Source organism: Streptomyces paromomycinus, assembly GCF_003865155.1.
GTDB classification, from domain to species: domain Bacteria; phylum Actinomycetota; class Actinomycetes; order Streptomycetales; family Streptomycetaceae; genus Streptomyces; species Streptomyces chrestomyceticus.
In genome coordinates this window covers 4,224,511-4,236,852 of record NZ_BHZD01000001.1, presented here as the reverse complement: position 1 = coordinate 4,236,852, position 12,342 = coordinate 4,224,511, and the positions used below count along the sequence as shown (strand labels likewise).

The 12,342-nt window shown below is 73.9% G+C and carries 13 protein-coding genes; 4 read left to right on the top strand and 9 right to left on the bottom strand.

Translation table 11 applies throughout. From position 1 onward, the window contains the following. The first annotated feature begins 56 nt into the window (after positions 1-56). Entirely contained in the window at positions 57-776 is a 720-nt protein-coding gene (locus tag OEIGOIKO_RS17560; protein WP_125054862.1) for a DUF5710 domain-containing protein, read from the top strand. Between the two features lie 52 nt (positions 777-828). Here the strand turns inward: OEIGOIKO_RS17560 and OEIGOIKO_RS17555 are convergent, their stop codons facing one another. After that, a complete protein-coding gene (locus OEIGOIKO_RS17555) occupies positions 829-1,671 on the bottom strand; it encodes a putative protein N(5)-glutamine methyltransferase (RefSeq protein WP_125054861.1) in 843 nt (280 codons plus the stop codon). 353 nt (positions 1,672-2,024) lie between these two features. Between OEIGOIKO_RS17555 and OEIGOIKO_RS17550 the strand changes: the two genes are divergently transcribed. Together OEIGOIKO_RS17550 and OEIGOIKO_RS17545 are read left to right on the top strand one after the other, a co-directional pair. Continuing rightward, complete coding sequence (locus tag OEIGOIKO_RS17550) at positions 2,025-3,410, top strand: carotenoid oxygenase family protein (protein WP_246177386.1); 1,386 nt, start codon at positions 2,025-2,027, stop codon at positions 3,408-3,410. A gap of 238 nt (positions 3,411-3,648) precedes the next feature. Then, a complete protein-coding gene (locus tag OEIGOIKO_RS17545; protein ID WP_125054860.1) occupies positions 3,649-4,581 on the top strand; it encodes an NAD(P)-dependent oxidoreductase in 933 nt (310 codons plus the stop codon). 158 nt (positions 4,582-4,739) lie between these two features. Here OEIGOIKO_RS17545 and OEIGOIKO_RS17540 read toward each other — a convergent pair whose 3' ends face one another. The 5 genes from OEIGOIKO_RS17540 to OEIGOIKO_RS17520 all read right to left on the bottom strand — a co-directional run bounded on the left by OEIGOIKO_RS17540 (position 4,740) and on the right by OEIGOIKO_RS17520 (position 9,115). Then, positions 4,740-5,306 (bottom strand): NADPH-dependent FMN reductase, encoded by a 567-nt coding sequence (locus tag OEIGOIKO_RS17540; RefSeq protein ID WP_125054859.1) that lies wholly within the window; start codon positions 5,304-5,306, stop codon positions 4,740-4,742. Between the two features lie 168 nt (positions 5,307-5,474). Next, positions 5,475-5,906: an ankyrin repeat domain-containing protein gene (locus OEIGOIKO_RS17535; protein ID WP_125054858.1), complete on the bottom strand. Its 432-nt coding sequence runs from the start codon at positions 5,904-5,906 to the stop codon at positions 5,475-5,477. A gap of 135 nt (positions 5,907-6,041) precedes the next feature. After that, positions 6,042-7,283, bottom strand: a complete 1,242-nt coding sequence (locus OEIGOIKO_RS17530; RefSeq protein ID WP_125054857.1) for a GNAT family N-acetyltransferase — start codon at positions 7,281-7,283, stop codon at positions 6,042-6,044. A 126-nt stretch (positions 7,284-7,409) separates the two neighbouring features. Continuing rightward, positions 7,410-8,390 carry an asparaginase gene (locus OEIGOIKO_RS17525; protein ID WP_125054856.1) on the bottom strand — a complete coding sequence of 327 codons (981 nt, stop codon included), beginning with the start codon at positions 8,388-8,390 and terminating at the stop codon, positions 7,410-7,412. 56 nt (positions 8,391-8,446) lie between these two features. Next, positions 8,447-9,115, bottom strand: a complete 669-nt coding sequence (locus OEIGOIKO_RS17520; RefSeq protein ID WP_125054855.1) for an RsiG family protein — start codon at positions 9,113-9,115, stop codon at positions 8,447-8,449. Between the two features lie 183 nt (positions 9,116-9,298). Between OEIGOIKO_RS17520 and dtd the strand changes: the two genes are divergently transcribed. Further along, positions 9,299-9,724 carry a D-aminoacyl-tRNA deacylase gene (gene dtd, locus OEIGOIKO_RS17515; RefSeq protein ID WP_125054854.1) on the top strand — a complete coding sequence of 142 codons (426 nt, stop codon included), beginning with the start codon at positions 9,299-9,301 and terminating at the stop codon, positions 9,722-9,724. A gap of 37 nt (positions 9,725-9,761) precedes the next feature. Here the strand turns inward: dtd and ygfZ are convergent, their stop codons facing one another. Genes ygfZ through OEIGOIKO_RS17500 form a run of 3 tightly spaced genes read right to left on the bottom strand, consistent with a single transcriptional unit; the run spans position 9,762 to position 12,336 of the window. Next, complete coding sequence (ygfZ, locus tag OEIGOIKO_RS17510) at positions 9,762-10,742, bottom strand: CAF17-like 4Fe-4S cluster assembly/insertion protein YgfZ (protein ID WP_125054853.1); 981 nt, start codon at positions 10,740-10,742, stop codon at positions 9,762-9,764. Positions 10,743-10,761: 19 nt separating this feature from the next. Beyond that, positions 10,762-11,259 (bottom strand): Fur family transcriptional regulator, encoded by a 498-nt coding sequence (locus tag OEIGOIKO_RS17505; protein ID WP_246177385.1) that lies wholly within the window; start codon positions 11,257-11,259, stop codon positions 10,762-10,764. 21 nt (positions 11,260-11,280) lie between these two features. Beyond that, positions 11,281-12,336, bottom strand: a complete 1,056-nt coding sequence (locus tag OEIGOIKO_RS17500) for an ABC transporter substrate-binding protein (RefSeq protein WP_125054852.1) — start codon at positions 12,334-12,336, stop codon at positions 11,281-11,283. Positions 12,337-12,342: the final 6 nt, after the last annotated feature.

Genomic DNA, 12,342 nt, shown 5'->3' with positions numbered 1-12,342 from the left:
ACAGCGCGGGCAGGATGCTGTCGGTCGTGGTGGCCGGTGTTCAAGGGGGGTGTTCCATGGCTGTCGAACGGGTGTGGCTGGATGTGCCGTTCGCGGAGAAGGACGAGGCCAAGAAGGGCGGCGCGCGCTGGGACCCGGCGGCCAGGAGGTGGTACGCGCCCAGGGCCGGGATGGCGGCGCTGCACCGCTGGGCGGCGGCGCCGGACGTGCCCGACCTGCTGCCCGGTGAGGACCGCGGGCTCGGCAGCGGCCTCTTCGTCGACCTGGTGCCGCGCAGCTGCTGGTTCACCAACGTACGGTCGTGCGTGGCCGCCAAGGACTGGGAGCGGCTGCGCCGTACGATCACCCGCCGGGCCGGGCGCCGTTGCGAGACATGCGGCGCCGCGGAGGACCGGGACGCCAAGCGGTGGCTGGAGGCGCACGAGCGGTGGGTCTTCGACGACACCGCCCGGGTGCAGACCCTCAAGCGGCTCATCTGCCTGTGCACCGACTGCCACACGGTCACCCATTTCGGGTACGCGCTGGTGCGCGGCCTGGAGGCGCGGGCGTTCGCGCATCTGGTGAAGGTCACCGGGATGACCGGGGACGCGGCACGTCAGCACGTCAGGGACGCGTTCGACGTGTGGGAGCGCCGGTCCCGGGTCACGTGGGAGCTGGATCTGGGCATCCTCACGAAGGCCGGGATCACGCTCGCGCCGCCGCCGGGAGCGGGGGCGCGGGCCCGTACGGCCGAGGAGACGCTCCGGAGGGAGCGAGAGCGGGGGCGGGGGCGGTAAGGACCTGCCCGCCCGCCCGCACGCCCGCTCGCCCCGCACCGGCGTCAGGCCCTCACGGCGCCCCGGCCGGGCTGGTCCCGACGGCGACGGTCGCGCCCAGGTCGTCGTCCGTCGCCAGCCGGGTGACGAGACCGCCGCGGCGGAAGGCTTCGAGGGTGTGCGGCGCCTGGCGTTCGCTGGTCTCGATCAGCAGGTGGCCGCCGGGGGCGAGCCACCGGAGCGCGTCGGCCGCCACCCGGCGCTGTACGTCGAGGCCGTCCGTGCCGCCGTCGAGCGCCACGCGGGGTTCGTGGTCGCGGGCTTCCGGGGGCAGCAGGCCGATCGCGTCGGTCGGTACGTAGGGGGCGTTGACGACGAGGAGGTCGACGCGGCCGCGCAGGGCGGGCGGCAGCGGGGCGTAGAGGTCGCCTTCGTACACCTGGCCGGTGGCGGGGCGGATGTTGCGGCGGGCGCACCGTACGGCGGCGGGTTCGATGTCGGTGGCGTGCAGGTCGATGCGGGGCGGTGCCGAGGGCGGGGCGGCGGCCAGGGCCGCGCCGACCGCGCCCGTACCGCAGCACAGGTCGACGACGACGGGCCGTGGCCCGGCCGCGCCCCGGGTCCGGACGAGCGCGGCGGCCTGGCGGACGAGGAATTCGGTGCGGCGGCGGGGGACGAAGACACCGGGGTCGACGGCGATCCGCAGGCCGCAGAACTCGGCCCAGCCGAGGACCTGTTCCAGGGGGAAACCGGCGATGCGGCGGTCCGTCATGGCGGTGAGGTCGGACGGGGTGCGGGCGGTGGAGACGAGGAGCCGGGCCTCGTCCTCGGCGAAGACGCAGCCGGCCGCGCGGAGTCGGGTGACGAGTCCGGCGGGGGCCGGGGCGGCGGTGGTGGCGGGCAACGGAAGTGACATGCGCGTTCGGGCCTTTCGGGGTACCGAAGGGCGCTCTCGCGGTCACCTGCCGGGGAGGGACCGTACAGCCGTGAGGTGAGAGCACCCAGCCTGGACAGCGGTAATGGGTCTCACCTCCTTGGTCGTCCACTGTGTATGGGCTGGTCACCTTACCCGAAGCCGGGGGAGAGGGGCAGGAACGGCGGCGTGCGGCGGTGCGCCGTCCGGGGCGCGCGGGGGAGCCGTTCGCGCCCGTCGGGCTGCCGCCGGTCTCGACGTGGCGGTGCCGGGGCTGGAGGGTGGAGGCGGGGTGCCACCGCGGGAGGTGGTGACCGGGGGGTCACCGCGGGGCGGGGCCGGGAAGGCGGGCGGCTATGGCGGGTGCCGGAAATCCGTACATGCGGGGGCTGTTCGCCCCGGTGCGGGAGGAGACCACCGCGTACGAGCTGGCCGTGACCGGCCGGATCCCGGAGGAGCTGGACGGGCGCTATGTGCGCAACGGGCCCAACCCGCTGGGCGTGGACGACCCGGCGGCGTACCACTGGTTCAGCGGCGACGGGATGCTGCACGGCCTGCGGCTGCGCGGCGGCCGGGCCGAGTGGTACCGCAGCCGCTGGGTGCGGTCCGACGCGATGGCGCTGCGGCTGGGCGAGAAGATCCTGCACGGGCCGCGCCACCTGGACATGGACTTCGCCCCGAACACGCACGTCACACGCTTCGCCGGGCGCCTGCTCGCGCTGGTCGAGGGCGGCGCGCTGCCGTACGAGCTGGACGCCGACCTGGAGACGGTGGGCCCCTTCGACTTCGCCGGCACGCTGCCGGGCGGCCTCGCCGCGCACACCACCGTCGACCCGGACACCGACGAGCTGCACTGCGTGGCGTACTGCTGGGCCTGGCCGTACGTGCAGTACCTGGTCGCGGGGACGGACGGACGCATCCGGCGGCGCGTGGACATCCCGGTCGACGGGCGGCCGATGATGCACGACTTCTCGCTGACCGAGCGGCATGTGCTGCTGTACGACCTGCCGGTGGTCTTCAACCCGGGCGGGGTGGGGGTCGGGCCGTCCTTCCCGTACGTGTGGGAGCCGGGGCGCCCGGCCCGGCTGGGCGTGCTGCCGCGCGAGGGGGCGGCGTCGGACGTGCGGTGGCTGGAGATCGATCCGTGTTTCGTCTTCCACCCGATGAACGCGTACGAGACGGAGGACGGCAGCGGCCTGATCACCGTCCATCTGGTGCGCTACGACCGGCTGTTCACGAAGGGGCGCACGGGACCGGACGGGTCGCCGCCCGCGCTGGAGCGCTGGACGGTCGACCTCCGGGCGGGCCGGGTGCGGCGCGAGCGGGTGGACGACCGGCCGGTGGAGCTGCCGCGGGTGGACCCCCGGCGGCTCACGCTGCCCCACCGGTACGGGTACGCGGTGCTGGAGTCCGGGGCGGCGGACGTACGGGTGGCGCACTTCCCGGGGATCGAGCGGGTGGGCGCGGGCCTGGTGAAGTACGACCTGGAGCGCGGCACCAGCGAGGTGCGCCGCTTCGCGCCGCAGGGCGGCGTGGGGGAAGCCGTGTTCGTGCCCGCCGGCCCGGACACCGCCGAGGACGACGGCTGGCTGATGGCGTACGTGTTCGACCCGGACCGCGATGCCACGGACCTCGTCGTCCTCGACGCGCGGGACTTCTCGGGGGAGCCGGTCGCGCGGGTGCACCTGCCGGTGCGGGTGCCGGTCGGGTTCCACGGCGCGTGGATACCGGACCGGGAGTGAGGGCCCGCGCGGGAGCGGCGGGCCTCGTACGTCTCCCCGGCCTCCCGCAGGTGCGCACGGCCCCACTGACCAAAGGGTAGGTACCTGACCAAATAGTCGGTACTTGAGGAACGGCAGGCCACCGGCCAACATCAGGAGGGCGCGCGCCACGGAAGTATTCGGCAGGTACGACAGGCAACGCGGCGGCTGTGCGGGCGAGTTCGGCCGCTGCCGTGCGCGGGCCAGGGGAGTTGTGATCATGGGAGACAACCGCACTCCGGTGACGGTCATCGGGCTGGGCGACATGGGCGCCGCGCTGGCCGGGGCGTTCCTGGCGCAGGGCCGTCAGGTGACGGTGTGGAACCGCACGGCGGTCAAGGCGGACGGCCTGGTCGCCCGGGGTGCCGTCCGGGCGGAGACGGTCGGCGACGCGGTGTCGGCGAGCCCGCTCGTCATTGTCTGCGTCCTGGACTACGGCGTGGTGGAACAGGTGCTGACGCCGGCGGGCGGCGCGCTCGCGGGCCGGACGGTCGTCAACCTCACGAACGGCACGCCCGGGCAGGCCCGCGGGACCGCGGTCTGGGCGGCGGAGCGCGGTGTCGGCTATCTGGACGGCGGCATCATGGCCGTACCGCCGGGCATCGGCACGGCCGAGGCATTCCTCCTGTACAGCGGCCCGCGGGACGTGTTCGACGCGTGGCGCGAGGAGCTGGCGGTGCTCGGCCGGCCCGAGTACGCCGGTGCCGACCCGGGGGCGGCCGCCCTTCAGGACCTGGCGCTGCTCACCGGGATGTACGGGATGATCTCGGGCGTCGTGCAGGCGCTGACCCTGGTCCGCTCGGCGGGCATCGGGCCGGTGGACTTCGCCACCACGAAGCTGGTGCCGTGGCTGAGCGCGATGACGGCGGCCGTACCGCACTACGCCGGACAGATCGAGTGCGGCGACTACACCAAGGGAGTGGTCTCCAACCTCGCCATGCAGGCGGCGGGCCTGGAGAACATCGTCCGGGCTCACGAGGAGCAGGGCGTCAGCGCCGAACTGCTGGCCCCGGTACGGGCGCTGGTCGCCCGGCGGCTGGCCGAAGGGCACGGGGCGGAGGACTTCCCGGGCGTGGCCGAACTGCTCGGCGGGAGCGGGAGCGGGAGCGGGAGTGGGGGCGAAGGCGGGAGCGGGGTGGCCGCCGGCCGGTAGCCGCCGGCCCTGTCCGGCCGGCGGGCCCCGCACGGGGGACGGGAGCCCGTCGGCCGCCGCGCGGGGCACGGGCCCGACCCCCGTGCGGGACCGTGCCGTGCGCGAAAGGCCGGGGCGGTGCTGCCGCGTCCGCCGTACGGGCCCGAGGGGGCCGGAGGTCATCCTCCGTACGGACGGGCCTCCCGGGCCTCTCGCAGGGCCTGGGCCCACCAGGCCAGCTGGTCCAGCAGCACGGTGGCGGCCCGGTCGGCGTCCAGGGGCTCGCGCAGCTTCCCCTCGTCGTCGAAGAGGCTGCCGGCCATCGGGAAGCTGACCGTCTCGCGCACCGTCACCGCGTGCAACTCGGCAAAGACGAGGCGCAGTTGCTCCACGGCGCGCAGGCCGCCGGAGATCCCGCCGTAGGAGACGAAGCCGACCGGCTTGGCCTGCCACTCCTGGTGCAGCAGGTCCACGGCGTGCTTGAGCGGGGCGGGGAAGGAGTGGTTGTACTCGGGGGTGACGACGACGAAGGCGTCAGCGGCGCCGACGCGCTTGGCGTAGGACGCCATCTCCTCGCTGCCGTACCGCAGTTCGTACGGGCCGATCTCGGCGAGGTCGAGCACGTCGACCACGATGTCGTCGCGCCGGCCGGTGTGTGCGGTGAACCAGCTCGCGACGACGGGCGCGAACCGGCCCTCGCGGGTGCTGGCGACGATGACGGCGAGGGTGAAGGGGCGCTCGGGCATGGCGGGGCCTCCTGAAGGCGGTGCGGCAAAGCCGGCGGTCGGCTTCGGGACCAGACGCTAAAACCTCAACCAAAGTTGATGTCAATGCCTGGCCCTGGGCTCACCCGCACCACCGCTCCCGGCGGCCCCGCGTTCACCCGGAGGCGGTCCTCCAGCGGCCGCCCCGCGTCACTGCGCCCCGAAGAGGGTGAGCAGGTCCGTCTTCTGGAACATCCGGGCCGTGTCCACCGCGGAGGGAGTTCCCGCGGCCGGGTCGGCGCCGTGCGCCACCAGGAGGCGGACGATGGCGTCCTCGCCCTTGAAGACGGCGCCGGCCAGCGGCGTCTGGCCCCGGTCGTTGGCGCGGTCCGGGTCGGCGCCGCGCTCCAGCAGGGCCGCCACCGCGTCGGCGTGGCCGTGGTACGCGGCGAGCATCACCAGGGTGTCGCCCTTGTCGTTGGTGAGGTTGGCGGGCACGCCGGCGTCCACGTACGCGGCGAGGGTGCTGGTGTCGCCGTGCCGTGCCAGATCGAAGACCTTGGCCGCGAGCTGCAGCACCTCGGGGTCGTGCGCGTGCTCGGTCGTGTCGGGACTCTTCGGCTCCGTGTTCGCGTCACTCATGGTCGCCGGCCTCCTGCTCTGGTGGTGCGGCGGTGTCCTGCAACTCCCGCCCGGGCCTTTACTTGTCCCCGCCACCCTATTCAGCACACCTGCCGGGCGGCCCCGGCGCGCGCCGGGGCCCTGTCCGGGGCCGCGTCAGAACTCGTCCGGGCACCACGGCCGGCGTGCCGTACGCAGCAGGAGGTCGGCGGTCGCCAGAGCGCCCGGCCGTTCCTCGTCGATGCGGCCCAGCGCGGCCAGCCGCAGCGCGGACTCGTCGCCCAGATAGAGCGACGCGAAGGCGCCCACGTCCAGGGTGAGGTCCGCGCCGCGGTCCGTACGCGTACAGGTGGCGCCGTCCGGCCCGGCCTCCAGGAGATAGCGTCCGCCGGCCAGTTCCGCCTCGTCCCGGATCTCCAGGACGAGCGAGCCGGCCGCCGGGTACGTACGCGCCTCCAGCAGCCGGGGGACGTCCAGCGGCCGGATCCACAGGTAGTCGGAGTGCTGCACGATGTGCGCCGCGCGCGGGTCGCCGAGGTGGTGCGGCAGCAGGTCGTCGGGCGCGCGGAGGCCGGTCCTGATGTGCAGGACCCAGTCGATCGAGCACAGGAACAGCCACAGGGCCCGCTCGGCGGCCGGGGTGATCGCGGTCAGGCGGTCGACGGTGAGGGTGTTCTGCGGCATCTGGTGTTCCCACACGTCGGACGTCCGGTACGTGACCAGGCCCTCGACCGCGCCGGACGCGGACCGGTGGACGGCGTGGAAGCGCCGGCTCGCGGGGACGTGCGGGAGCGGGATGCCGCCCGTCTGGACCTGCCACCAGACGGCGGGCAGGTCGATCGCGCCGGGCTGCCCGGCGCGGAAGCGTTCGTGCAGCGCGGGGCCGAGCTCCCGGACCTCGGCGGCGTCGGCGAAGTCGACCCGGCCGCCGTCGTCCGGGCCCGCGTGGCGCGGGTCCAGCGCGGCCCGCGCCACGTCGATGTGCCACTCGGTGGCACAGGCGGCGGGACCGAAGCCGTACCGCCCGTAGATCGGGTACTCCGCGGCGATGAGCGTGGCGAGGGCGTCGCCGCGCTCCTTGGCGGCCCGCAGGTCGCCGGTCATCATCCGGGTGAGCAGCCCGCGCCGCCGGTGGGTGGGCGAGACCGTCACGGACGTGACGGCGTCGGCGGGCACGCGGGCGCCGCCGGGCACGGTCAGCTCCTGCGGGAAGCTGCGGAACGTGGCGACCCAGCGGCCGTTGTCGTACGCACCCTGGGTGCGGTCCGGGACGTAGGTGCTGCGGCGGAACTCGATGTCCTCCTTGGACACCTCGGGCGGTCGCAGGAAGCCCACGCTCAGGCCCCGCATCCAGTCGGGGAGGTCCGCGTCGCCGACCTTGCGCAGCTCGATGCTCATCCCCGTACGGTAGCCACGGTGCTGTACCGCCGTCGCGGCAATTTCGCGGGCGGCAAGGTGCGGCAGGGCGCGGCCGGGCCCCCGTAGGCGGGCGCCGCGCGCCTCGGAACGCCCGGCGCCGCACCCTCAGAACGCCGCGCGTATCTCCCCGACCCGCTCGGCGCCGCCCAGCAGCGGCACCTCCGCGATGCGCTCCAGCACCGGCGACTCGACGCCCATCAGGCGCAGCACCCGGGCGAGCACCGGGCCGAGCGTGCGGCTCGCGCCGTCGTCGACCTTGAACGCCAGCGCCCGTCCGTCCGGCAGCGCCAGCGCCTGCACGGCCTCGGCGCCCATCTTGGACAGCACGCCGGGCAGCGCCTGCATCAGCCAGGTGTCGGGGCGGCGGGTGCCCGCCACGTACTCCGGGTGGGCGCGCATCGCGTCGGCCACGCGCCGCTCCGGCGTGCCGGCGCCGGCCAGCACGAAGTGCCGGAACGAGCGGGCCAGCCCGGTCAGCGATATCGCCATCAGCGGCGCGCCGCAGCCGTCCGTACCGATGTGCTCGACGCGCTCGCCGCTGGCGGAGCGCACCGTCTCCAGGGTCAGCTGCTGGAGCGGGTGGTCCGGGTGGAGGTAGGAGTCCAGCGGCCAGCCGTTGGCGGCGCAGGCGGCCAGCATGGCGGTGTGCTTGCCGGAGCAGTTCATGGTCAGGGACTCGCGCACCCGCCCGGACGCCAGGTACGTCTCCGCCTCCACCGGGTCCAGCGGCAGGTCGGGCGGGGTCTGCACCAGCTCGGGGGCCAGGCCGTGCTCGCTGAGCATCTTCTGGACGAGGTCGAGGTGAAAGCTTTCGCCGGAGTGGCTGGCGGCGGCCAGCGCCAGCCGTTCGCCCGACAGGTCCAGGCCCGCCTGCAGGATGGCGGCGGCCTGCATCGGCTTGTTGGCGGAGCGCGGGAAGACCGGGGAGGTGATGTCACCGAGGGCGGTCTCCACGCTGCCGTCCGCCGCCAGGACCACCAGGGAGCCGCGGTGCCGGCCCTCGACGAAGCCCGAACGCACGACCTCGGCGAGGACAGGGGACATACCGGACAGGGCGGGCCCGTCGGTAACGGTGGAGGAGCTCATCGGGGGCCTTCCGGGGAGTGACCCGCGATCCCCCCCGGAACGGTGCGGCCGCCGGGTCAGGAGAGCAGGTCGTCTACTTGTGCTTCACCTTCACGGTACCTGCGGGCGATCTCGGCACTGCAATCGTCCGCGGTCCGCTGCAGCGCCTGGCGCCGCCGGGAGACCTGCTGCTCGTAACGGACCAGCCGGCCCATCGCGTCGTGCAGCTCCTGGTCCGTGCGGGCCGTGAGGTCGGACAGCTCCACCTCGCCGAGCATCTGCTCCGCGAGCTGGCGGTACTCCTCGCTGTGCGGCATCCCCAGCGTCACGTGGCGGGCCGAGGAGCGGTGCTGCGACGGCCCGTCCGCCAGGATCTCCGGCAGCCGGTCCAGCAGGGGCGAGTGCGGGGCCGTACGGCGGGTGCTCTCGGCCCGCAGGATGTCGATCCGGCCCTGCAGCAGCCGCCGCACATAGCTCAGGTCGGCCTCCTCCCGCTGCGCCTCGCGCCGCAGGAGGCGCAGGTCGGGCAGGCTCAGCCGGTGCAGGTCGGGCCGCGGGACCGGGCGGAAGCGGTCGCGTTGCAGCGGCGGCCGGTGCGGCGCCGTGCCTGCCTGGAACATGGGGCCGTCCTCCGTGCGGGCGGGCCCGGCGGGTGCCGGGGCCGGCGGGGTCGTACGGGCCGCCGTCGGCGCCGTACGGGCGATCGGTACGGGTCCGGGGGTGTGCCCGGGACCGGCAGTGCTCATGAGTCGTTCCGTCCCCTCGTCCGGTGCGGCCGTGCGGGCACGTTGTCCGCGCGACGCACCGCGTGCACGCATCGTGCCACTGCGGGCGGGCCGCCCGCAGGGCCAGCCATGGCCATGGCACCCGAACGGCCCCGGGAGGGTACGGCTGTCTCAGGCCCGGGCGTGCCGTGCATCATGGGCGGTATGCGAGCTGTGGTGCAGAGGGTCGACGGCGCACGCGTCGAGGTGGACGGCGAGACGGTCGGGGAGATCGTCGGTGAAGGGCTGTGCGTGCTGGTCGGAGTGACGCACGACGACACCCCGGAGAAGGCGGCGCAGCTCGCCCGCAAGCTGTGGTCGGTGCGCATCCTGGACGGCGAGAAGTCCTGCTCGGACACGGGTGCGGGCCTGCTGGTGATCAGTCAGTTCACTCTCTACGGTGACGCCCGCAAGGGCCGGCGGCCCACCTGGAACGCGGCGGCCCCCGGCCCGGTGGCCGAACCCCTCGTCGAGGAGGTCGTCACGCGGCTCCGCGCGCTGGGCGCGGAGGTCGCGACGGGCCGCTTCGGCGCGGACATGAAGGTCTCGCTGACGAACGACGGCCCGTTCACGGTGCTGCTGGAGGTCTGAGCCGCGGCGTCCGGGCCGCGGCTCCCTCCCGGCCGCCCTACGGCTCGACCACGACCTCCTGGGCCGCCGCGGTGCTCTCCACGAGGAGCGGCGCGTCGACGGGCACATTGCGCTTGACCAGGGCCAGCGCGATGGGACCCAGCTCGTGGTGGCGGGCCGAGGTGGTGACGAAGCCGAGCTGGCGGCCCTCGGCGCCGTCGGCGGCCAGGCGTACGGGCGCGCCGTGCGGCGGCAGGTGCACCTCGCTGCCGTCCAGGTGGAGGAAGACCAGGCGGCGCGGCGGCTTCCCCAGGTTGTGGACGCGGGCCACCGTCTCCTGGCCGCGGTAGCAGCCCTTCTGGAGGTGCACGGCGGTGCCGATCCAGCCCAGCTCGTGCGGGATGGTGCGGTGGTCGGTCTCCCGGCCCAGGCGCGGCCGGTGCGCCTCGACGCGCAGCGCCTCCAGGGCGAGGGTGCCGACGGCGGGGCCGTTGGCCGCCGCGAAGGCCTCCAGCTCGCCGCGCGGCAGGAACAGGTCCCGGCCGTGCGGGGTCTCCCGGACGACCGCGTCCTTCGGGGCTTCGGTGATGGAGCCGGCCGGCAGGTGGACCACCGCGTAGTCGTCCGTACGGTCGGCGACCTCGACGCGGTAGAAGAACTTCATGCTCTCCAGGTAGGCGATCAGCGCCTCCTCGTCGCCCGGCTCGGTGTGCAGCCAGGTCGTCTCCCCGTCGTCGACGAGGTAGAGGGCGTGCTCGATGTGGCCGTTGGCGGAGAGGATCAGGGCCTCGGTGGCGTGGCCGGGGGCGAGGTCGGTGACGTGCTGGGTGAGCAGCAGGTGCAGCCAGCTCAGCCGCTCGGGGCCGCTGACGGTGACCACGCCGCGGTGCGAGAGGTCGACGAGGCCGCGGCCGTCCGCGAGGGCGCGTTGTTCGCGGAACAGGTCGCCGTAGTGGGCGGCGACTCCTTCGTCGGGGGCCTCGGCCGGGACGGCACCGGGCAGCGACAGCAGCGGACTGGCTTCACGTGGGCGCGGCATACCCCAAGCGTACGACCGGCTACGCGGCGGGCCCCGACCCGCCCTCGGCGGACGGCCCGCCGCCGGGTGCCGCAGTCGTGCCGGTACCGGTTCCGGTGCCGCCGCCGGTGCACGCCGCGCAGCGCCCGAAGATCGCGAAGTGCTTCAGATCGGTGTCGAAACCGAACGTCTCCCGCAGCGTCGTCGTGAACCGTTCGGCCACCGACAGATCGGCTTCGATCACCTCCGAGCAGTCCCGGCACACCAGATGGATGTGGTGGTGCCGGGACGCGAGGTGGTACGTGGGCGCGCCGTGCCCGAGGTGGGCGTGGCTGACCAGTTTCAGCTCCTCCAGCAGCTCCAGCGTCCGGTAGACGGTGGAGATGTTCACGCCGCCCGCCGTCCTGCGCACCTCGGTGAGGATCGCGTCGGGGGTGGCGTGTTCCAGCTTGTCCACCGCCTCCAGCACGAGCTGCCGCTGCGGGGTCAGCCGGTACCCGCGCTTGCGGAGGTCGCTCTGCCAGTCGCTGCTCACCACACGGACAGTGTAGGAGGACGTTCAGTGGCCGCCTACGTTCCGCAGGTAACCTGCGAGCGCGGCGACGGCCGCCGGGTTGCGCGGGCTCTCCACCAGGTCGGCGTAGTCCAGTACGAAGATGCGGTCGTTCTTGACCGCCGATACGTTCTTCAGCGGCCCGTACGACTTCAGGAACGCCTTCTTCTGCGCGGCGGTCGGCGTGCCGTAGTCGTTGATGACGATCACGTCGGGGTCGCGTTCGACCACCGACTCCCAGCCGACCGTGGTCCAGGAGTCGTCGAGGTCCTTCATGACGTGGTCGCCGCCGGCCTTGGTGATGATGTCGTGCGGCCCGGCGAAGCGGCCGGAGGTCATCGGCTTGTCCTGGCCGCCGTCGTAGAGGAAGACGGTGGGCCGTGCGCCGTCCTTGGGCGCCTTGGCCTGCGCGTCGGCGATCTGCTTGCGGTACGTGGCGATCAGCGCGTCCGCCCGGTCCTCGACGTCGAAGATCTTCCCGAGGGTCTTCAGGTCGGTGTAGAGCGCGTCCAGCGGCGGCATCACGCCGCGCGCGCTGCCCTGGCCGCCGTCGGACCCGTTGCGGCACGACTCGGTCAGGACGTAGCTGCCGATGCCGAGCTTCTTCAGGGAGGCGGGGGTGACGTCGCTGTCCTCGCCGAAGCCGTAGTTCCAGCCCGCGAAGACCAGGTCGGCCTTGGCGTCCAGGGCGATCTCCTTGGTGATCGCCTTCTTGGAGAGCCACGGCACCTTGCCGTACGCGTCCTTCCAGGCGACCGCGTCGAGCTTGCCCCGGTACTCCGGCATGACGTACCCGGCCATGTGGTCCTCCAGGCCGAGCGCGAACATGATGTCGGCGATCCCGACGTCGTTGGTGACCACCCGGCGCGGCGCCTTGTCGTAGGTGGTCTTCGTGCCGCAGTTCGTGATCGTGACCGGGTAGTGGCCGGACCCGCCGCCGGGCCCGGACGCCTTGGCGGCGCCGTCCTTCCCGTCCTCGGCGACGTGCGCGCCGCAGCCGGTGAGCGCGGCGAGCGCGAGGGCGGTGAGCAGGGCGGCGGAGCGGTGGCGGCGGGTGCGCATGGGGGG

Coding starts and splice junctions, on each gene's coding strand:
- OEIGOIKO_RS17560 (WP_125054862.1), top strand. CDS start 57: ATGGCTGTCGAACGGGTGTGGCTGGATGTGCCGTTCGCGGAGAAGGAC.
- OEIGOIKO_RS17555 (WP_125054861.1), bottom strand. CDS start 1,671: ATGTCACTTCCGTTGCCCGCCACCACCGCCGCCCCGGCCCCCGCCGGA.
- OEIGOIKO_RS17550 (WP_246177386.1), top strand. CDS start 2,025: ATGGCGGGTGCCGGAAATCCGTACATGCGGGGGCTGTTCGCCCCGGTG.
- OEIGOIKO_RS17545 (WP_125054860.1), top strand. CDS start 3,649: ATGGGAGACAACCGCACTCCGGTGACGGTCATCGGGCTGGGCGACATG.
- OEIGOIKO_RS17540 (WP_125054859.1), bottom strand. CDS start 5,306: ATGCCCGAGCGCCCCTTCACCCTCGCCGTCATCGTCGCCAGCACCCGC.
- OEIGOIKO_RS17535 (WP_125054858.1), bottom strand. CDS start 5,906: ATGAGTGACGCGAACACGGAGCCGAAGAGTCCCGACACGACCGAGCAC.
- OEIGOIKO_RS17530 (WP_125054857.1), bottom strand. CDS start 7,283: ATGAGCATCGAGCTGCGCAAGGTCGGCGACGCGGACCTCCCCGACTGG.
- OEIGOIKO_RS17525 (WP_125054856.1), bottom strand. CDS start 8,390: ATGAGCTCCTCCACCGTTACCGACGGGCCCGCCCTGTCCGGTATGTCC.
- OEIGOIKO_RS17520 (WP_125054855.1), bottom strand. CDS start 9,115: ATGAGCACTGCCGGTCCCGGGCACACCCCCGGACCCGTACCGATCGCC.
- dtd (WP_125054854.1), top strand. CDS start 9,299: ATGCGAGCTGTGGTGCAGAGGGTCGACGGCGCACGCGTCGAGGTGGAC.
- ygfZ (WP_125054853.1), bottom strand. CDS start 10,742: ATGCCGCGCCCACGTGAAGCCAGTCCGCTGCTGTCGCTGCCCGGTGCC.
- OEIGOIKO_RS17500 (WP_125054852.1), bottom strand. CDS start 12,336: ATGCGCACCCGCCGCCACCGCTCCGCCGCCCTGCTCACCGCCCTCGCG.